Annotated in this window: 13 protein-coding genes, 5 tRNA genes and 2 rRNA genes; 10 read left to right on the forward strand and 10 right to left on the reverse strand. The window is 45.2% G+C overall.

Annotation, left to right across the window (positions count from 1 at the left end; translation table 11 throughout):
• Positions 1-71 precede the first annotated feature (71 nt).
• The 4 genes from ACVS9P_RS00005 to ACVS9P_RS00020 all read right to left on the reverse strand — a co-directional run bounded on the left by ACVS9P_RS00005 (position 72) and on the right by ACVS9P_RS00020 (position 4945).
• A 23S ribosomal RNA gene (locus tag ACVS9P_RS00005) occupies positions 72-2903 on the reverse strand.
• A gap of 165 nt (positions 2904-3068) precedes the next feature.
• Positions 3069-3145, reverse strand: a tRNA-Ile gene (locus tag ACVS9P_RS00010).
• Between the two features lie 62 nt (positions 3146-3207).
• Positions 3208-3283, reverse strand: a tRNA-Ala gene (locus tag ACVS9P_RS00015).
• A 134-nt stretch (positions 3284-3417) separates the two neighbouring features.
• Positions 3418-4945, reverse strand: a 16S ribosomal RNA gene (locus ACVS9P_RS00020).
• The 16S and 23S rRNA genes sit together here with 2 tRNA genes alongside, the layout of an rRNA operon.
• Before the next feature lie 350 nt (positions 4946-5295).
• On the opposite strand from ACVS9P_RS00020, the gene sleB reads away from it, so the two are divergent.
• Positions 5296-5994, forward strand: coding sequence for a spore cortex-lytic enzyme (gene sleB / locus ACVS9P_RS00025; protein WP_452103613.1), 699 nt, complete (start codon positions 5296-5298; stop codon positions 5992-5994).
• A 418-nt stretch (positions 5995-6412) separates the two neighbouring features.
• Here sleB and ACVS9P_RS00030 read toward each other — a convergent pair whose 3' ends face one another.
• The 6 genes from ACVS9P_RS00030 to ACVS9P_RS00055 all read right to left on the reverse strand — a co-directional run bounded on the left by ACVS9P_RS00030 (position 6413) and on the right by ACVS9P_RS00055 (position 10311).
• Positions 6413-6955: a hypothetical protein gene (locus ACVS9P_RS00030; RefSeq protein ID WP_452103614.1), complete on the reverse strand. Its 543-nt coding sequence runs from the start codon at positions 6953-6955 to the stop codon at positions 6413-6415.
• A gap of 84 nt (positions 6956-7039) precedes the next feature.
• Positions 7040-7116 (reverse strand) — tRNA-Val (locus ACVS9P_RS00035).
• Positions 7117-7141: 25 nt separating this feature from the next.
• Positions 7142-7216, reverse strand: a tRNA-Glu gene (locus ACVS9P_RS00040).
• 28 nt (positions 7217-7244) lie between these two features.
• Positions 7245-7321, reverse strand: a tRNA-Met gene (locus tag ACVS9P_RS00045).
• A gap of 151 nt (positions 7322-7472) precedes the next feature.
• The gene (locus tag ACVS9P_RS00050) at positions 7473-8714 is read right to left on the reverse strand and encodes an MFS transporter (protein ID WP_452103615.1); all 1242 of its coding nucleotides are present in this window, start codon (positions 8712-8714) and stop codon (positions 7473-7475) included.
• Between the two features lie 79 nt (positions 8715-8793).
• Positions 8794-10311 carry an IMP dehydrogenase gene (locus ACVS9P_RS00055; RefSeq protein WP_452103616.1) on the reverse strand — a complete coding sequence of 506 codons (1518 nt, stop codon included), beginning with the start codon at positions 10309-10311 and terminating at the stop codon, positions 8794-8796.
• A 260-nt stretch (positions 10312-10571) separates the two neighbouring features.
• On the opposite strand from ACVS9P_RS00055, the gene ACVS9P_RS00060 reads away from it, so the two are divergent.
• The 9 genes from ACVS9P_RS00060 (at position 10572) to ACVS9P_RS00100 (ending at position 21017) form a co-directional block, all read left to right on the forward strand.
• Entirely contained in the window at positions 10572-12524 is a 1953-nt protein-coding gene (locus ACVS9P_RS00060; RefSeq protein ID WP_452103617.1) for a DUF2142 domain-containing protein, read from the forward strand.
• Positions 12525-12555: 31 nt separating this feature from the next.
• The gene (locus ACVS9P_RS00065; protein ID WP_452103618.1) at positions 12556-14553 is read left to right on the forward strand and encodes a DUF2142 domain-containing protein; all 1998 of its coding nucleotides are present in this window, start codon (positions 12556-12558) and stop codon (positions 14551-14553) included.
• 42 nt (positions 14554-14595) lie between these two features.
• The gene (locus ACVS9P_RS00070; protein WP_452103619.1) at positions 14596-15459 is read left to right on the forward strand and encodes a LicD family protein; all 864 of its coding nucleotides are present in this window, start codon (positions 14596-14598) and stop codon (positions 15457-15459) included.
• Positions 15460-15534: 75 nt separating this feature from the next.
• The gene (locus tag ACVS9P_RS00075; protein ID WP_452103620.1) at positions 15535-16434 is read left to right on the forward strand and encodes a LicD family protein; all 900 of its coding nucleotides are present in this window, start codon (positions 15535-15537) and stop codon (positions 16432-16434) included.
• Positions 16435-16439: 5 nt separating this feature from the next.
• Entirely contained in the window at positions 16440-17693 is a 1254-nt protein-coding gene (locus ACVS9P_RS00080) for a lipopolysaccharide biosynthesis protein (protein WP_452103621.1), read from the forward strand.
• Between the two features lie 19 nt (positions 17694-17712).
• Complete coding sequence (locus ACVS9P_RS00085; RefSeq protein WP_452103622.1) at positions 17713-18696, forward strand: glycosyltransferase family 2 protein; 984 nt, start codon at positions 17713-17715, stop codon at positions 18694-18696.
• A gap of 26 nt (positions 18697-18722) precedes the next feature.
• A complete protein-coding gene (locus ACVS9P_RS00090) occupies positions 18723-19868 on the forward strand; it encodes a glycosyltransferase family 4 protein (RefSeq protein ID WP_452103623.1) in 1146 nt (381 codons plus the stop codon).
• A gap of 97 nt (positions 19869-19965) precedes the next feature.
• Positions 19966-20679 (forward strand): glycosyltransferase family 2 protein, encoded by a 714-nt coding sequence (locus tag ACVS9P_RS00095; RefSeq protein WP_452103624.1) that lies wholly within the window; start codon positions 19966-19968, stop codon positions 20677-20679.
• Positions 20676-21017 carry a DUF2304 family protein gene (locus ACVS9P_RS00100; protein WP_452103625.1) on the forward strand — a complete coding sequence of 114 codons (342 nt, stop codon included), beginning with the start codon at positions 20676-20678 and terminating at the stop codon, positions 21015-21017. Before ACVS9P_RS00095 ends, ACVS9P_RS00100 begins: the two co-directional genes overlap by 4 nt.
• Positions 21018-21042 lie beyond the last annotated feature (25 nt).

Here is a 21042-nt window from a genome sequence, read left to right on the forward strand (position 1 = left end):
GCACAATTTGTACACTGAAAACTGAATAAAGGTAAGTAGAAGAGAGAAAGAGCGCGAACCAAAGAAGGTTAATGGTCAAGCCCTCGACCTATTAGTACTGCCAAGCTACATACGTTACCGTACTTACACACGCAGCCTATCAACCTTGTAGTCTACAAGGGGTCTTACTGACTTACGCCATGGGATATCTAATCTTGGAGTCGGCTTCACGCTTAGATGCTTTCAGCGTTTATCCGATCCGCACATAGTTGCCCAGCTGTGCCATTGGCATGACAACTGGTGCGCCAGCGGTGCGTCCATCCCGGTCCTCTCGTACTAAGGACAGCTCTCCGCAAATATCCTGCGCCCACGACAGATAGGGACCGAACTGTCTCACGACGTTCTGAACCCAGCTCGCGTACCACTTTAATCGGCGAACAGCCGAACCCTTGGGACCGAATACAGCCCCAGGATGTGATGAGCCGACATCGAGGTGCCAAACCTCCCCGTCGATGTGGACTCTTGGGGGAGATCAGCCTGTTATCCCCAGGGTAGCTTTTATCCGTTGAGCGACGGCAATTCCACTCTCATACCGCCGGATCACTAACTCCAACTTTCGTTACTGCTCGGACTGTCATCCTCGCAGTTAGGCTCGCTTTTGCGTTTACACTCAAGAGCACGGTTTCCGTCCGTGCTGAGCGAACCTTTGAGCGCCTCCGTTACTCTTTTGGAGGCGACCGCCCCAGTCAAACTGCCCGTCTAACAATGTCCCCCGGCCGGATTCACGGCCGCAGGTTAGAATTTCAGCAACTTAAGGGTGGTATCCCAAGGTTGACTCCGCTCCGGCTAGCGCCGGGGTTTCCAAGTCTCCCACCTATCCTGTACATAAATTACCGAAACCCAATATTAAACTACAGTAAAGCTCCATGGGGTCTTTCCGTCTTGTCGCGGGTAACCGGCATCTTCACCGGTACTACAATTTCGCCGGGCGGGTAATTGAGACAGTGCCCAGATCGTTACACCTTTCGTGCGGGTCGGAACTTACCCGACAAGGAATTTCGCTACCTTAGGACCGTTATAGTTACGGCCGCCGTTTACTGGGGCTTCAATTCAATGCTTGCACATCTCCTCTTAACCTTCCAGCACCGGGCAGGTGTCAGCTCCTATACGTCATCTTACGATTTGGCAGAAACCTGTGTTTTTGCTAAACAGTCGCCTGGGCCTATTCACTGTGGCCACATCTCTGTGGCGTCCCTTATTCCGAAGTTACGGGACCAATTTGCCGAGTTCCTTAACTACCCTTCTCCCGTTGGCCTTAGAATTCTCTTCCTGTCTACCTGTGTCGGTTTGCGGTACGGGCGCCTAAGATATACAATAAGCTTTTCTCGCCCTCGTCTAAGCATGCTTCCCTACTCTAATTTCGGTCCCTTACGCCCGGGTCAACCAACGCCCGGGTCATGCCCTTTCAAGGTGTCACTTATCTTAAATCTTTTGGCGGCTACGGAATATCCACCGTATGTGCATCGGCTACGCCTTTCGGCCTCACCTTAGCTCCCGGCTTACTTGGAGCGGACGAACCTTCCTCCAAAAACCTTAGACTTTCGGCCAATATGATTCTCACACATTTCGCGCTACTCATTCCGGCATTCTCACTTCTATACAGTCCACCATCGCTTCCGCTATGATTTCACTCCGTATAGAACGCTCTCCTACCATGCATTGCTGCATCCCAAGCTTCGGTACACGATTTAGCCCCGTTAAATTTTCGGCGCAGGGTCACTCGACCAGTGAGCTATTACGCACTCTTTTAATGTATGGCTGCTTCTGAGCCAACATCCTGGTTGTCTGTGCAACCCCACATCCTTTTCCACTTAACCGTGTTTTGGGACCTTAGCTGTGGGTCTGGGCTGTTTCCCTTTTGACAATGAAACTTATCTCACACTGTCTGACTCCCGTACATCAATTATCCGGCATTCTGAGTTTGATAGGTTTTGGTAACCTTTCGGTCCCTAGACCATTCAGTGCTTTACCTCCGGTAATCTAATACAAGGCTAGCCCTAAAGCTATTTCGGAGAGAACCAGCTATCTCCGGGTTCGATTGGAATTTCTCCGCTACCCACACCTCATCCGCTACCATTTCAACGGGAGTCGGTTCGGTCCTCCATGGAGTTTTACCTCCACTTCAACCTGGACATGGGTAGGTCACCCGGTTTCGGGTCGAATATAACTGACTTCTTGCGCCCTATTCAGACTTGCTCTCGCTACGGCTCCAGACCTGAAGTCCTTAACCTTGCCAGTCACATTCACTCGCCGGACCATTCTACAAAAGGTACCCGATCACCCATTGACGGGCTTTCGGTGCTTGTAAGCACAAGGTTTCAGGTTCTATTTCACTCCCCTTCCGGGGTCCTTTTCACCTTTCCTTCACAGTACTCTTCACTATCGGTCACTGGGTAGTATTTAGGCTTGGAGGGTGGTCCCCCCATATTCCCACCGGATTTCTCGTGTCCGGCGGTACTCTGGATACAGCTTGGTGTTTCACCTTTTTACTTACGCGGCTCTCACGCTCTATGGCCAGCCTTCCCAGGCTGTTCTGTTAAAGTTCCACATCCATTATGCTGTCCGAACCCCAAAGGGATTTCTCCCTTCGGTTTGGCCTCTTCCGCGTTCGCTCGCCACTACTAGCGGAATCTCATTTGATGTCTATTCCTCGCCCTACTTAGATGTTTCAGTTCAGGCGGTTCCCCTCCTGACGCTATGAATTTACGTCAGGATGACTGGACATGTCTCCAGTCGGATTGCTCCATTCGGATATTTCCGGATCAATGCCTACTTACGGCTCCCCGAAACTTTTCGCAGTTTGTTACGTCCTTCATCGGCTCCCAGTGCCAAGGCATTCCCCTTGCGCTCTTTGTAGCTTGACCATGTGTTCTTCTTTAGTTCTCAGCTGGTGATGATTTCTCATCACCACTTAATGAAATTGTAGATTTGATAATAATTTCTAACAATGATTTTACTCATTGTTGCGTTCAATATCTGCTTCTACTTCTTTATTCAGTTTTCAATGTACAACTTACACCTTTCGGTGCTGGTGGGCTTAAGTGGACTCGAACCACCGACCTCACGCTTATCAGGCGTGCGCTCTAACCGGCTGAGCTATAAGCCCATGTTTCCGGCTTCCGGTTCTCACCGTCTGCCCATCTTTTCTTTTGGCTCCCTTTTGGAGCCTGGTGGAGATAAACGGGATCGAACCGTTGACCTCCTGCTTGCAAAGCAGGCGCTCTCCCAGCTGAGCTATACCCCCATAACTGGTGGCTGTTACCCTTCCACCTGATTGAAGTCCTTTTGCAAGGCCTTCAAAATTAAACAACGATTAGAGACTTAGGAAACCTGACCTTGGAATGTCGTCGAATGCTTCCATCCGACTGTTCTCCATAGAAAGGAGGTGATCCAGCCGCACCTTCCGATACGGCTACCTTGTTACGACTTCACCCCAGTCGCCAATCCTACCTTCGGCAGCGTCCTCATTGCTGTTAGACTACTGACTTCGGGTATTACCGGCTCCCATGGTGTGACGGGCGGTGTGTACAAGGCCCGGGAACGTATTCACCGCGGCATTCTGATCCGCGATTACTAGCAATTCCATCTTCATGTAGGCGAGTTTCAGCCTACAATCCGAACTGAGACCGTTTTTAGAGTTTTGCTCCACCTCGCGGGCTTGCTTCTCTCTGTTAACGACCATTGTAGTACGTGTGTAGCCCAGGTCATAAGGGGCATGATGATTTGACGTCGTCCCCACCTTCCTCCGTTTTGTCAACGGCAGTCCTGCTAGAGTGCTCTTTCGTAGCAACTAACAGTAAGGGTTGCGCTCGTTGCGGGACTTAACCCAACATCTCACGACACGAGCTGACGACAACCATGCACCACCTGTCTTACCGTTCCCCGAAGGGCACGCCCTAATCTCTTAGGGTTTCGATAGATGTCAAGACCTGGTAAGGTTCTTCGCGTTGCTTCGAATTAAACCACATACTCCACTGCTTGTGCGGGCCCCCGTCAATTCCTTTGAGTTTCAACCTTGCGGTCGTACTCCCCAGGTGGATTACTTATTGTGTTAACTCCGGCACGGAAGGGGTCAGACCCCCCACACCTAGTAATCATCGTTTACGGCATGGACTACCAGGGTATCTAATCCTGTTTGCTACCCATGCTTTCGTGCTTCAGCGTCAGTTAAAGCCCAGTAGGCCGCCTTCGCCACTGGTGTTCCTCCCGATCTCTACGCATTTCACCGCTACACCGGGAATTCCACCTACCTCTACTTCACTCAAGTCCCACAGTTTCAATTGCAGGCTATGGGTTAAGCCCATAGTTTTCACAACTGACTTGCAGAACCGCCTACGCACCCTTTACACCCAGTAAATCCGGACAACGCTTGCTCCCTACGTATTACCGCGGCTGCTGGCACGTAGTTAGCCGGAGCTTCCTCTTTAGTTACCGTCATTATCTTCACTAAAGACAGAAGTTTACGATCCGAAGACCTTCTTCCTTCACGCGGCGTTGCTGCATCAGGGTTTCCCCCATTGTGCAATATCCCCCACTGCTGCCTCCCGTAGGAGTCTGGGCCGTGTCTCAGTCCCAATGTGGCCGTTCAACCTCTCAGTCCGGCTACCGATCGTCGCCATGGTGGGCTGTTATCTCACCATCTAGCTAATCGGACGCGAGTCCATCTTTCAGCAGATTGCTCCTTTGATCTCTTCTCCATGTGAAGAAGAGATGTTATGCGGTATTAGCGTCCGTTTCCAGACGTTATCCCCCTCTGAAAGGCAGGTTACTCACGCGTTACTCACCCGTCCGCCACTAAACTTATTGGATTCCATCCGAAAACTTCATCCTCTAAGTTTCGTTCGACTTGCATGTGTTAGGCACGCCGCCAGCGTTCGTCCTGAGCCAGGATCAAACTCTCTAAAATATTTTATCAAAACGCTTACGCGCTCTAATCGTATTTCAGAGCTTTCTTATAGCTCATTTCGAAACACTTGCGTGTTTCTTTGTTTTGTCCGTTTTTTACGAGTTTTTCTTCTCGTTCCGTTCCAATTCCTCTCGGAATTTTTCCGGGTCCCTTTGTCTCTTTTCGTTGTTTAATTTTCAAGGTCCTGCGCCGCTCGTTTCTCGCGAGTCAGCTTTACTATAATACCAAACCTACCTCCCTTTGTCAACCCCTTTTTTCACCTTTTTTAATTTTTTTAAAGAGGGTTCTTATTTCCAGTATTTCATGGTTCATTTTTGGGCATTCTTTTTTTAGAAAGAAGGTTTAGGAAAATGAAGGGATATGGCATGTTCTTTTGGAGGCTCCTTGTTGTTCTGCTCGTGAATCTGCTGGCCATCACGCTTTTAATTGGACACAGTGGTACAACAGCGGTACTTTCTCAGCAAGGCAGCCGCGGAGACGAAGTCGTAAAAATTCAAACCGTACTGCAGAATCAAGGGCTTTATTCTGGAAAATTAGACGGTATCTATGGCAGCAGCACTAAAAATGCAGTGATCAAGTTTCAAAAAATCAATGGTCTTACTGCAGACGGTATTGCAGGCAAAAACACATTAAACGCCATGGGCATCGGTGGAAGCTCGGGTCAAAGTGCAAATACGGGTGCTGCCGGCGGATATTCGAGCAATGATGTTGCTCTTCTTGCAAAAGTTATTTCCGCAGAATCGCGCGGCGAACCTTATGAAGGGCAAGTTGCTGTAGGCGCTGTCATCTTAAATCGAATCGAGCACCCCAGCTTTCCTAATACGCTTGCTGGCGTTATTTACCAGCCGGGCGCTTTCAGTTGTTTAAACGACGGCCAAATTGATGCACCTGTTTCTGATTCTGCTTATCGTGCTGCTCGAGATGCAATTAACGGTTGGGATCCTTCCGGCGGTGCAGTTTATTATTATAACCCAAAAAAGAGTACTAGTCAGTGGATTTTTTCCCGTCCGGTCATTACAATTATTGGCGAACACCGATTCTGCTCTTAATTCTTATATAGAAGGTCCCACTCTTTTATTTACGAAAGAGTGGGACCTAAAACAGGGGCATATCAGGAAAACTTAGTCTTAAATGCTGATTATAGTTTTATAAACCAACAAAACCTGCGCGCATAAGTGACGCCTTCTCTGATTTGCTTTTACTCTAAGTATCTTTTAAAATCTTTTATCTCAATTTATCTTTTCCACCTTTTTGAGATTGCACTTTTATAAAAAAACGACGGAATGAGTGGTTTCCCACAAACTCCGTCGTTTTGATTGAATACAGTATACAACCGCTTTCTTGTTTTGTCTACTGCCACAAAGCTACAATCCTATAAAAAGGCAAAAGACTTTTTTGTAAAAAATCACAAAAAAGCCTCTCAAGTTAACCGCTCAAAATTGAGTGCTATTATAAAAGATCTGAACTTTACGCTTTAAAGTTTTCAAATTCCTGCGTTGCTGCCTGTTCCATCTGCTGATGGTCATCATTAGATACAGAATCGTGATAAATCATCAAATATTTTCCGTTTTTGCTGAGGACTGCCTTTACGTTGTCATTAAAAACCGGAACGGTTCCGTTCTCTCTGGCACTTTTAATGCAGGTCTTAGCCTCATCAGAAAGATTGTCAAGGTCGTATTCATACAATTCAACCGATAGATTCTTTTCATCTTTTGCAGGATTTTTGCTAAACATGTACCGCAGACCGGATTTTGCTCCAATAAAAGAAGCCTGCATTTCTTCCGGCTGTCCCTCTTCCTGTACGACAATTCCACTGTCAATCATATAATTGCACAAACCCGAAAGCGTATTCTCGTATTTTCCGGCATCAACTGAAACCGTGGAAACGACCGCAGAAGAAACAGCCTCTGTAGAAGCTGTTTGGGAAGGAACGGCGATATCACCTTCTCCGCAGGCGGTAAGGCTGAACATGAGCACTGCTGCAACGGCAAAAACAGATAATTTTTTCATGGTTTAGAAACCTCCCGGAAACTTTCAAAATACTAAAAAAACCGCTGCGAGAGCGGTTTTTAGTGCGGCAAAATCCGCTGGGTTTGGTGGACACGAAGGGACTCGAACCCTTGACCTCTCGCGTGTGAGGCGAACGCTCTAACCAGCTGAGCTACGCGTCCACATACGCGAAAAAAATAAGAAAAATGGTGACCCGGATGAGATTCGAACTCATGAAACCGCCGTGAAAGGGCGGTGTCTTAACCGCTTGACCACCGGGCCAAATTGATCGGAGGAAACCTCCGATAATTGGTAGCGGCAATAGGATTTGAACCTATGACACTTCGGGTATGAACCGAATGCTCTAGCCAGCTGAGCTATGCCGCCATTTTGTCCACCATCTGCTCACAGCACACAGTGAAGCGTTATTCATTATAATACAGATATAAAAGTTTTGTCAATGGATTTTCGCAAAATAAATTTTGGAATTTTTTAGTTTTCGGTAAAATAGTAGTATAAATTAGCTTATCTTGAAGTTTTACTGCTTTGTCTCCGCTCTTTTTTCAGTATCAAACAAGACTCTTTTGTATTTTAAAAAGCAAAGCAGTGCAATACAGGAAACCCCCAAACTCATGATCGTATTTCCGATGGAGCCAAACTTATCAAATAAAAATCCGCCCAAAAGGTTCGCCGTAACGGTGCCAATAACGGTGACCACGGTCAATCCCACAGAAATAGAAAAGCTGCGAATATGAGGATCTGCCGCTCTGGAGAAACATTCTACACTGATTGTATAAAAAAGGGCAAAACTTACTGACTGCACGATTTGCCCCAGAAAGAGCGGAACGATTCCAGGCAGCAAAAATAAAACCGGCCGACCCAGATTGATAAAAAAGGTCAGGATAGTTTCTTGTTTTAAAGTGATCAGATCCCGTGAGCGCGCAATCCAAAGCAAAACCACAAATTCTGTTACCGCGCCAATCCCGCAAATCCATCCAAACATTTGATCTGTCCCGCCGCGTTCCCCGCAGAACAAGGCAAGATAGCTGCCCACTGGGCGATGGCTAAGCCAATAGAGACTAAAAATGATAAGACAAGCTCGATAGCGCGGATTTTTCATCGAAACACGAAAAGACTCAAAGAATCCCAGAGCAGCTCCCTCGTCCCCGGATTTTCCCTCCGCCCGGTTATCAGGCTTTAGCTTTGGAAGCCCACGCAAAAAGAAAATCAGTGCCGCAAAGACGATTGCCTGCAACAAAAAATAGTGACCATATCCGAAAATAGAAAAATAAGCCCCCACGGCAGTTGCAGCCAACGCATATCCGATAGAGCCAAACGCGCGCACCCTGCTGTAAACAAGGTTCGTCCCTGGAAAATGGCTAACAATATTGACCCACGCATCCATCAGCTGGCCGAACGGATAAGCAAATCCTGCTGAAAAAACAATTAAGGCAAAGCAAACAAACTCCTGTCCGCCAAACGCCATGTTGCAGATACAGAGCACGATCAAGCCAATACAGGAAAGAATAAGGTAATCCCTGACCGACAAAAACGTATCGGTCAAATATCCGGAAATCGGCTGCATCACTACATTAGCAACCAAGGTCAAGCTGGTAATCAGACCGCAGGTCACCGCAGAAAAGCCTCGCTGAGAAAGATACGAAACTAAATAGGAAGCAAAAAGCGCATATGCACTATAATAAATAAAATAAGCTCCAAAAAACGCCGGTGCATAATTTTTCTCTTTCGGAGCTTTCTTTCGCAAACAGCACTTGCTCATAAAGTTCCCCTCGATTTCCCTTTTATAAAAACGGCTCCTGTCAAAATTTCTTTCGTACAGGAGCCGTCATTTGTATTGATTATCTCTGGTGACTGATATTGGTCTGGTCTTTCAAAATAACATCATGAGCGCCGCCCTCTACGATACTGGTTGCAGAAACGAGTGTCAGCTTTGCTTTCTCCTGCAATTCCGGAATCGTCAGCGCACCGCAGTTACACATTGTGGACTTCACTTTGCTAAGCGTTGTCGCCACGTTATCTTTGAGTGGACCAGCATAAGCGACATAAGAATCAACGCCTTCTTCAAACGAAAGTTTCTTGTCGCCGCCAAGGTCATACCGCTGCCAGTTGCGGGCACGGTTGCTGCCTTCGCCCCAATACTCTTTCATATATGTTCCATTTACGTTCACTTTATTGGTCGGGGATTCATCAAAGCGGGAGAAATAACGTCCCAACATCACAAAGTCAGCACCCATCGCAAGCGCCAAAGTAATATGATGATCATAAACGATTCCGCCGTCGGAACAAATTGGGACATAAACCCCGGTTTCACGGTAATATTCGTCCCGTGCCTTTGCAACTTCGATAATCGCTGTCGCCTGGCCGCGGCCAATGCCTTTTGTCTCACGGGTGATACAGATCGATCCGCCGCCGATTCCGATCTTCACAAAGTCCGCTCCGCATTCCGCTAAGAAACGGAAGCCGTCTTTATCAACTACATTTCCGGCACCGATCTTGACGCTGTCTCCGTAATTTTCGCGCACCCATTCAATGGTCATCTTCTGCCATTCGGAAAATCCTTCGGAAGAATCGATGCAAAAGATATCCGCTCCGGCTTCCAAAAGTGCTGGAATCCGCTCTTTATAATCTCTGGTGTTGATACCGGCACCGACTACATAACGTTTTTTCTCGTCCAACAGCTCGTTGACATTTTCCTTATGTTCCGAATAGTCTTTGCGGAAAACCATATAGCACAAACGGCCGTCATCATCAATCACCGGCAGAGAATTGAGCTTATGGTCCCAAATAATATCATTGCACTCCGAAAGAGTCGCGCCTTTTGGGGCAGAAATAATTTTTTCAATCGGCGTCATAAAGTCGCTGACCTTAATGTCAAGACCCATGCGGCTCAAACGGTAGTCACGGCTCGAAACGATCCCCAAAAGCTTACCGTTAGCAGTTCCGTCAGAAGTAACTGCTACCGTAGAATGTCCGGTCTTTTTCTTTAGCTCCAGAATATCCGAAAGGGTCTTATCCGGCTGAATATTGGAATCGCTGATCACAAATCCTGCCTTATAAGCCTTTACCCGCGCAACCATTGCTGCTTCGGATTCAATCGACTGAGAACCGTAAATAAAAGAAATGCCGCCCTCTTTTGCCAGCGCAACCGCCAGCCTGTCTCCAGAAACAGACTGCATAATTGCTGATACCATGGGGATATTCATGACGATTGCAGGCTTCTCCCCATCTCCCTTACGGTACTTTGTCACCGCTGTACGAAGACTCACTTCGCTCGGAATGCACTTTGAAGAGGAATATCCGGGAATTAAAAGATATTCATCGAAAGTATGGGAAGGTTCATCATAAAAGATCGCCATGTTTTGCTGCCTCCGTGTTTTTATTTTTTGGTTTTATAAACTATTTATTTATATATTTTTGTAATTATAGCAGATTCCCACCCCTTTTTCAACAACTCCTTACTGAAAATCTTTTTCTCTCTAAAAAAGGCATTTCCTTTTATCTCTCCGCTTTTCATCGGCTTGTCCTCTTTTCAAATAGGTATTTATCTGATATAATGAAATTTATGCTATATAAGGAAATAGATCCTTTTAGAATGCAGAAGCGGGAGAATTTGAAAATGTTGAAAAAAAGCAATTCTGCGCTGCCAAAAATAATTGGTGCAGGAATTCTTTGTCTGATTTTATGCTTAACCGGTTGGTATCTTTTTCGCAAATCATTTGACTATAGTAATAACGAAATCCAAAATACATCCCCCAGTTCATTAACTGCAACGCATAATGAAGAGGTTTTAGAAACAGAATGTTCTTCTTCCCTCCTGATTCACCGAGTGGGAATATGGTGCTCTCTTTCTGCCGATGGACAAACCCTTGATTCGTCGTTACTCAACCAAGATTCCGCTCCCCGTGGCTTTCTGGAAGTACAGGCAATCGATTCCCGAGGATCCACGATTGCAGAAAACTCCGTCAGCTACTCGGACCTCAATGGAAATTCTTATATGACGATCCTGTCCGGCTTTTCATATTCTTCCGCAAAAAATGGGGATCTGCGTCTTAGAATTACCGTTCATCAAACGGGAATAGACCCGATTTACCTTAAAACATCCGGCAATGGGCAGCCGGATATCCAGCTTATCGGTTATCTGGATTCTACTGATAACCGTGCCCTGCAAAAAGGCTTTGCGCTTGTCTTTGCCTTTGTTTTTACAGCGGCACTTGGCACTTATTTCCTTTTGGCCTTTTCTCATATAAAGCTGCATCTGATCTTTCTGATTGCTGCTTTTTTGCTTTCTATGGGATACGAACTTGTTCTGCCGATTCAATCGGCACCCGACGAATGGGATCATTTTACGCAGGCCTACCGCGTTTCCGACCAGATGATGAATTTACCTGCCGGCAACGATAAGATTTCCATGCGGCAGGAGGATTTTGATCTACTGCCTTCGGTTTCTCATACTCCAGATCGTTCTGTTTATTCCTATGTTTTTGGTAAGATCGGAAAAGGAGCAACGCAAACTGATTTAAAGGAAGTTGATGTCCATCGTATTTCGTGGGACGGGCCCTCCTACCTTTTGGGCGGAACCGCAATCACACTTGGACGACTTCTTCATTTAAATGGCGTCACTGTTTTTTATATGGCACGATTTGCAAATTCCCTTCTTTTTTTACTTTTATGCACACTCGCAATCGCCGTAACTCCAGTTAAAAAAGGTTTCTTTATCGTTGCTTCGCTTCTTCCCATGGTGCTCCATTTAGGGAACAGTCTCTCTTACGATGTGGAAATGTTCCCGATGGCTTACCTTGTAATTGCACTCTGGCTGCGAATGTCCTGCAAAAAGGAAGGTCACTTTATTTTCTTAAAAGAGTGGCTCCTTTTTTGTATTCCGCTCATTCTACTTGCGCCTTGTAAAATCTACATCTTGGTTTGCGCCCTTGCACTTTTCGTTCCAAAAGAAAAATTTGTGAACCCGCGCTGGGCCTATGCGCTTCGTACAGGAGCATTTGTGCTGGCAGTTTTATTTCTGCTCTTTAAAAATTTTAATTCCATCTTGCCGTCATCGTCAGGGACTGTCAGCGCTCACTTTTCTTTGGGATATCTTTTATTACATCCGACAAGGACGATTCAAGTATTGTTTAACACAATTATAGATTATAAATCTGCTTTTGTGCATTGGTTGATTGGAAGTTCCTTAGGTTGGCTGAATGTTTCTGTTGATTTACTTTGGATTTTTATATTCTTTGCTCTGCTGCTTTTCTCCTCTCTCTGGACAGAAGAGGAATTAGACAAGCTGCCGACAAAGTTTTCCCGCTATCAATGGGGATTTTTGATCATCATTCTCCTTGTAATTGCCGGGGTCGTTTATGCCGCTTTTACATGGACTCCGATCATAAGCGACCGAGTCGAGGGGATTCAGGGGCGGTATTTCCTGCCGATTCTTCCGCTGATCATGCTTTTATGCTGCCAAAAAACTTTCATTACAAAAAGGGACGATTGTCGCCGCTTTTTTATGATTGCTGTCTTTTGTAATTCTTTCCTTCTGATGGAAGTATTCTCAGACAGACTACTTGCTTAAATAAATTCCAAAAAATGTTGGAGGAAAACAAATGATAAAGGATTGTATGAAAAGGATTTTTAACAAAGAAAAAACGAAGAAGTTATGGATTCCGCTTTTAATTTGCTGTATCTTTGCTGTCGCCGGATGGTTTTTTTATCATTCTGCATTTGATCAGATTGATACCATTCCTTTTTCTTCAGAAAACATCACATGGAAAGCGGTCGAAGACCGAGAAGTAATGGAATCTTCCTATATAACGGACGCCAAACTGAAACAAATTTCGATCAGCTTTTCTTTAACAAACGCCGCTCCGAGCATGAAAGTCCAAACAAATAATAACAACAACAAAGATGATTGCGCAAAGGGGTATTTAAAGGCAGAACTAATTGATCCCGACAATCATGTTATTAGCTCCGTTTTAATCAATTACTCTGATCTTTCAGAAAAAGCATTTTCCCCTGTTCTTGCTCATTTTACTTATGCGGCCAACGAAAACCGGCCTGTTAAAATTCAAATCACCTTTCACCAGCAGAACGATATTCCGCTCTCCGTCGCAATCAATCAGGACGGTACGTTTTCTGCCTGTATGAACGGTTTTCTCAATACCCGGGATAACCATTCCCTTGTAAAAGGATATTGGATCCTCTTTGCACTGCTTTTTGCTGCCGTTCTTGTGGGGTACCTGATGCTGGCTGTTTTTCATGCAAAACTACATTGGTGTTTCTTAGTAGTAGGCGTGCTGCTCATCATGGGATTCGATATGGTCCTTCCGATCCAGTCGGCGCCCGACGAATGGAACCATTATTCGCAGAGCTATCGCTTTTCAGATCGTCTGATGGGAAGACAAGCAGATCCAAGCCTTATTACCATGCGCCACGATGATGCTTTTGTCTTCGATATGATTGACGAAAATCCAACCAAACAGACTTATTTGACTGTCTTTGGCAATATCGGAAAAAAGATAGACGGTGATCCGAATGAACTCCCGATGCCGGTTGAAAAATTCGGCTGGGATGGCCCTTCCTATATTTTTGAAGGACTTGCGATCACTGCCGGACGTCTAATGAATTTTAACTATGTAACCGTCTACTATATGGCGCGCGTAGGAAATTCTCTTTTGTATCTGCTGCTCTTTACCCTTGCAATCGCGATTGTTCCAGTGCGAAAAGGATTTTTTGCCGTTTCCGCTCTATTGCCGATGGCGCTGCATTTAGGAAGCAGCTGCTCCTCTGATACACAGATGTTTCCGATGGCATTTCTCGTCTTTGCCGCGTGGCTGCGGCTCCTTTTAAAACCGGAAAATGAACCAATCAACATGAAAGACTGGCTGCTCTTCTGCATTCCATTGGCACTTTTAGCCCCATCAAAAGTGTATGTGCTGTTTTGTCCTCTTGTCCTATTCGTTCCGGCTAAAAAGTTTAGGAACCGCCATTCTTCCCGCACTTACCGTTGGGGTTCTCTTGCAATCATGGCTCTCTTCATGCTGCTGCAAACGGGCGGCAATGCGGTCTCTTACACGACGCCCGGCGCTAAAACGCTGTTTACTCCAAAATTTTTACTGACCCACCTACAGGAAACCTTTTTAATGCTTTTCCAAACTGTTAAGGATTTAAAAGGCACGCTGGTTGAAAACCTAATTGGAGGCCGCTTGGGCTGGTCAAAGATTCCGGTAGATCATTTTTGGATTATCACTTTCATTGTCCTTCTGATTCTTTCCATGCTTTGGAAGAAAGAAGAATCTGAGCGTCTACCGCGACCTCTTACAAAACACCGCTGGCAAATGGTTCTTATCATTCTTTTGGTAACCGGCGCAACTGTTTATGCGGCTTTTACATGGACGATGGTTTATTATCGCTTTGTCGATGGACTGCAGGGACGGTATTTCCTGCCGCTTCTGCCGCTCCTTCTGCTTCTGTTCCAACAAGACAATTTAGCTCCCAAAAAGGGAATCGACCGGCCACTCATTTTCTGTGGCGTCCTTTGCGACGCATTTTTACTGCTGGAACTTTTCGCAAATCTTCTTTCTGGAACACCGGCAATCGGATAAAATCATTTTGCGGTCTGCAACTTATAATAGAAAGGATTTTTTATGAGCGCTTTTTTCAAAGAATACGATGCAGAAACCCTTTTAAAACTGCAAGAAACCCTTACCGAAATGAGTGCCGCACTGCTGGATTTTTGTAAAGAGCAAGATTTAATTGTTCTTGGTGCTTACGGAACCACTTTGGGTGCTTATCGGCATCATGGATTTATTCCATGGGACGACGACATGGATTTTTACATGCCGCGCAAAGATTATGACAAACTTCTTGCACTCAATGCAAAAGGGATCACAATTCCGGGATACGAAATTCAGTCCCTGCAGAATAATCCCGATTACATCAAACCTTTCGTGACCCTTCATAAGCCCGGGACACTCTGTATCAGCGAGGGCTCCGAAAATCTTCCGGGGCATGAGCGAATGCATATTTCCATTGATCTTTTTCCCTTGGATTTCATTCCGAAAGACCCGGCACTTGCCAAAAAGATTGCTTCCAAAACACTTACCCTATGCCGCACAATGTATTTAGGTACCGGACTCCCCGTCAATTTTCCTTCGGAAAATCCAGTTTTCTGCACATTTGCGAAATTAGGCTGCTCCGTCTTGCGTGGTTTCCTTCATCTAACAAAAACCGATCCCACCGCAATCCAGAAAAAGCTTGATTTTTGGCGAAGCAAAGGGCAGGAGGACTCAAGCGAGCAAATGTGCTACTTTGGAGAAGCAAATTCCCTCAATGCATGGGTCTTGGATCCCGCCGAAAAGGAACCGGATTCTTTACCATTTGGCTCTTTAGAACTCCCGGTCATGGCAGACCCTAAAGACTATCTTTCCCGCGAATACGGTAACAACTTTATGGAACTGCCCCCACCTTCCAAACGGCATAATCACGCTGCCGCTATCTTAAAATTTTAAATACCAAAAAGCGACTTGATTTCATTCAATTTGGAATGAATCAGAGAGAGATTTTTAAGAAAAAGAGAGATATTTATGAAAAAAATAATTTACAAGGCATACGAGCCTGCTGTTTTAAAATCATTGCAGCAGTCGCTTACCGAAATGAGCAATATGCTTGTTTCATTCTGTCAGGACCATGATCTTACTATTCTGGCTGGATTTGGGACCGTTCTTGGCGCTTACCGACATCACGGATTTATACCGTGGGACGATGACATGGATTTTTATATGCCGCGCAAAGACTATGAAAAACTTTTAAAGCTTCAGGCTGATGGAATCATGGTCCCCGGATATGAAGTGCAATGGCAGAAAAACAATCCAGACTACTATAAAGCATTTGCCTCATTTCAAAAACTTGGCACCTCTTTTATCAGCGAAGAACTGCTTTGCATGCCTGCACAAGACCGTATGCACATTTATATTGATATTTTTCCATTGGACGCGGTCCCTGATGATCTCACTCTGGCAAAGAAAATGGCGCATCTTTCAGATTTTTGGTCAAAGATGATGGTTCTTCGCACCAATGCTCCCATTAAATCCCCTTTTAAAGACCCTCTCAAGCGATTTTTAGCTGAAACTCCCTGCAAAATCATCCACGCCATTCTCTGTTTTTTCCGAGTCCATTATTTCACCCTTCTGAAAAGAGTGGATTTTTGGAGAAGAAAAGGAGAAAACGTCCCTTCTCACCGAGTTTGTTATTTTGGTGAATTCAACGCGCTTTCCGGCTGGATTGACAGTGATTCGGTCCAAAACACCATTGACCTTCCTTTTGATTTTATTAACCTTCCGGTGATGGCAAATCCGGAAGATTATCTTTCCCGAGAATATGGGAATGATTATCTTGAGCTTCCCCCTCCGGAACAACGGCGCAATCATATGGCCGCCGTCCTGGATTTTGGAAAGCAAAATCTAAGAAATGAACGGAGTGCTTAAAACGCATGTACCGAAAAGTATTGAAGCCGGCTACAAAAAGCGGCATCTTCTTCTGGAATATGGCAGGCAGCGTTTGTAACGCCGCCAACACTGTTTTAATGACGCTGATCATTACAAGGATCTGCGGCGCCGAAACAGCCGGAATCTATTCGCTGGCTTTAGCGGTCGGGCAAATTGTAAGCCCTGTCGCCTATTTCGAAGTGCGAAACTTTCAGGTCAGTGATATCCGCCATGAATTTTCTTTTTCGGAATATCATCTTTTTCGGCTGATTACAATCATTGCCGCTTCCATTTTTACGGTTATCTGGATTCTCCTCAATGGATACAGCGGTGAAAAGTTGTCAACGGTCATTCTCTGCTGTATTTTTCAACTCATCGAAGCCTATGAAAATGTTTTTCAGGGGCTTTTACAGCTCAATAACCGTCTAGATCTTTCCGGAAAAAGCTTTACGCTTCGAGTTGTTTTCGATACTGTTTTATTTTGGGGTCTATTAATCTTAACAGGAAACTTTTTCCTCTCCCTGCTTGTCTATACGATTTTTGCAGGGATCTGGATTTTCGTGATTACGGTTCCTATTTCAAATCATTTTGAAAAGGTCCATCGTACTTCCCTATCCTTTATTCCACAGCTTGTCGTTGCGTGTTTGCCGCTTTTCTTAACCACTTTTTTAATGTCTTACATTATTTCGGCGCCAAAATACGCAATCGATGAATTTCTTTCGCCTGATATGCAAACCTATTTCAGCATTTTATTTATGCCGGCCTCTGTTGTAAATCTTTTTACTTTTGTCATCTACCGCCTGTATATCACCAAGATGGCAGAAGATTGGGTAAATGGAAACCGCAAAGACTTTATGCGACAGGTTTTACTTTTGCTTCTTTGGATCGCCTTGATCGGCGTTGCTGCTCTTCTGGTCGGTTGGTGGATTGGAATTCCATTTTTAAGCTGGTTCTATGGACTGCCTCAGCTTTCTGCTTATCGCGCCGAGCTGATGATCGTGCTACTGGGCGGAATTTTTGCAGCTACTGCGGGATGGTTTAACGTTGTCTTCACGATTATCCGCCACCAAAAAATACTTTTGATTGTCAATGCGGTTTCTGCAGTCTGCTGCTTCTTGATCGTGCGGTCGATGGTACGAGACTTTGCTTTGATGGGCGCTTCGTTATGCTATATGATTTCTATGGCCGTTCTGACACTTGTTCAAATTATCTTTATTCTGTATTTTTTGAAGCAGTCGAAAAAGGGCACGGAGTTTTAAAGAACAGGAGTTTTAGAAAATGGAAAATCCTAAAATCAGTTTTATTGTTCCGGTCTATCGGGCCGAAAAGACTTTAAATGCCTGTGTCGACAGTATTCTCGCCCAATCCATGCCAAATTTTGAGCTTCTTTTAATCGATGACGGTTCTCCGGATCAAAGCGGAAAAATCTGCGACAAACTGGCACTTGGGGACAGCCGGGTTCGCGTTTTTCATCAAAAAAACGGCGGCGTTTCCCATGCGAGAAATGCTGGCCTTCAAAAAGCGAACGGTGAATTTGTTCTTTTTGTAGACAGTGATGATACCATTTCTTCCCAAATGGCAGAAAAAATGCTGACTGCTCAGAAAAATCAAAAAGCAGATCTTGTTGTCTGCGGAATTTTACATATCTGGAAACAGAAAACAACGCAAACCCATTACGGCGACTTTTCTGTTTCTTCTTTACAGGAACTAAAGGAGAAAAATGCTTCTCTTTCTTTAGAATATGCGTGGAATGCTCCCTACAATAAGCTCTATCCCCGCTCACAGATTCAAAAAGGATTTGATGAAAAAGTAGGTCTCGGAGAAGACTTGCTCTTTAATCTTTCTCTCTTGCCTGCCTGCCAAAAAATTGTGTTTCTTCCGGATTGCCTGTACCATTACGATCACCGCAATGAAAACTCTATTACGCAGTCCTATCGGGAACAAAAATTTGAGGACGCTTTGCGGGTTTACCACGAGAAATGCGACTTTGACCACTGGGCTTTTGGAAAAGATTATCTTCCCACGGCAGAAAGCGCCCTTCTCTGTGGAGATGTTATTCGCTGCATTCAGCGTCTCGTTCAAAAAGGTGGAAAATCTTCTGCAGAAGAAAAGCAGATCATTGAATCCTGGCTCTGTAATTCGGAAGTCCAAGAAGCTTCCAAAATCATGTACCGCCAAAACCCGATCTTTTTTGCGGTCTGGCTTTTCATTCATTTCAAAATGACCGGACTGATGCGAACCGCTTTTCGCCTACAAAAATAGAAAATCCATTTTGGAGTTGAAACAATATGACTTACTGCTTTTTTTCCGCGCAATATCTTCCCTCTTTTGGCGGAGTGGAACGCTATACTTTTAATCTCGCACGGGAACTGATTGCCCGCGGCGAAAAATCCATTGTCGTCACCAGTGAAAGACCCGGACTTTCCGCTCACGAAATCGATTCTTATGGAATCGAAATTTTCCGTGTTCCCAGTCAGCTTTTGATGGGCGGGCGGTTTCCCGTTGCAAATGGAGGTTCTGCGCTTAACCATTTACTGGACGACATTATTGCTCGTTGTGATCGTGCGGTCATTCAGACAAGGTTTTATCCGCTCTCCTATTTTGCAGCAACCCGCTGCCATAAAGCAAAAATCCCGTTTATTGTAATCGATCACGGTGCCGACCATCTAAATCTGGGAAACCCGATCGCAAATCAGTGCGGAGAATGGTATGAACACGCAATCACAGCCAACTTAAAGCAAAAAGTGCCCGCCTTTTATGCCGTCAGCCGTGCCGGATGTGATTGGCTCCGTCATTTTAAAATTGAATCGCGCGGCGTTCTCTATAATTTTATTGACCCACGGATAATTAAATCTGCTACCGATGGTCTTAACCCTCTAGAGACACGGGAAAAATACGGTTTGCCGAACGATCGCCCAATTATCCTTTTTACCGGACGCTTGGTAGAAGAAAAGGGCGTTTTACCGCTTGCGAAAGCGGTCTCTCTTCTTCAAAAGGAAGAAAAGCCTCCCATTGCTGTTTTTGCAGGGAGCGGTCCCAGCGAAGAAGCGCTTCAAAAAGAGGGGAATTTTGTTTATCTCTTAGGGACCTTGGAACAAAAGGAAGTCTTCGCTCTTTTAAAAGCCAGTGAGATTTTCTGTCTGCCCAGCCGCAGTGAAGGAATGTCCACTTCCGTGCTGGAGGCAGCTGCCTGCGGATGCTATGTCATCACGACAGACCGCGGCGGCAGTAAAGAGCTGATTTCTTCTCCGCAGTATGGAACCATTTTGGAAAATACCGAACCCGAAACGATTGCCGAGACGATTCGAAAGTTGCTTCTATTTCCCGAAAAAAGGGAAACTGCGGCGGCCGCGGCGAAAAAAAAAGTTCTGCATGGATTTACTTATGCTTCTACCTGCACTGCATTGATGGAAATTCCATGGGAATCTCTTTAAGCCTCGCTTACCGAATTTTTGTTTTCAAATATTGTAATCTGTAGTACAATAAAAATTTAGGAGAAATTGCATCATCACAGGAAAGGATGTTCTTAATTTGCGAACTCTGGTTATTATTCCTGCCTATAACGAGGCCCAAAATATTGTCCGCGTTGTGGACAACCTGATTCAAAATTTTCCGCAATATGACTATGTAGTCGTCAACGACGGCAGTCATGACCAAACCGCTCAGATCTGCCGCGATCACGGCTATTGTTTAATCGATCAGCCAATCAATCTGGGGCTTGCCGGCGCATTTCAAACCGGAATGAAATATGCGATGCAGAATCATTACGATGCTGCGATCCAATTTGACGGCGACGGACAGCATCGTCCCGAATTTATCGGAGCTATGGAAGAAAAGATCAAAGAAGGCTATGATGTCGTGATCGGCAGCCGTTTTGTCTCAGCAGAAAAGCCTAAAACTCTGCGGATGTTTGGGAACAATCTGATTGAAACTTTTATCCATATGACAACCCATAAAACGATCACCGACCCTACCAGCGGAATGCGAATGTTCAGCCGCCGGGTGATTCGAATTCTTGCAACCGAGATCAACTATGGTCCCGAGCCGGATACAATCGCACATCTGATTCGCAGCGGTGCAAAAGTCTGCGAAGTGCAGGTCAAAATGGATGACCGAATCGCTGGAGAAAGCTACCTGAATCTCTCTCGGAGTATCCGCTACATGGCAACTATTTGTATCAGTATCGTCTTTATCGCATGGTTTCGGCAAAAAGTCGATCTTGGGAAAGAGGAGGTACTCTCATGACGATCTGGTTTCGAATTCTGCTGTTTTTAGCAGCTATCCTTTCTCTTCAGCTTGTTTTACGAAATATTCGCAAATCAAAGCTTCTGATCTCTGACAGCCTTTTCTGGATCTTCTTCTCTGCCATTTTGGTCATTCTGGCCATTTTCCCACAGATCGCTTATGTAGTCTCTGATTTATTGGGAATCCAATCTCCAGTAAATCTTGTCTATTTGGTCATTATCGCTCTTTTGATCTGGCGTGTTTTTAAACTGTATCTGCGCGTCTCTTCCATGGATACAAAATTAAAGGAGCTCGCACAGCGAATTGCGCTGAACGAAAAAGCAACTCATTCAAAATAAAACCCTGAAGGAGTGAATTTGTGAA

The organism is Caproicibacterium sp. NSD3 (genome assembly GCF_053613275.1).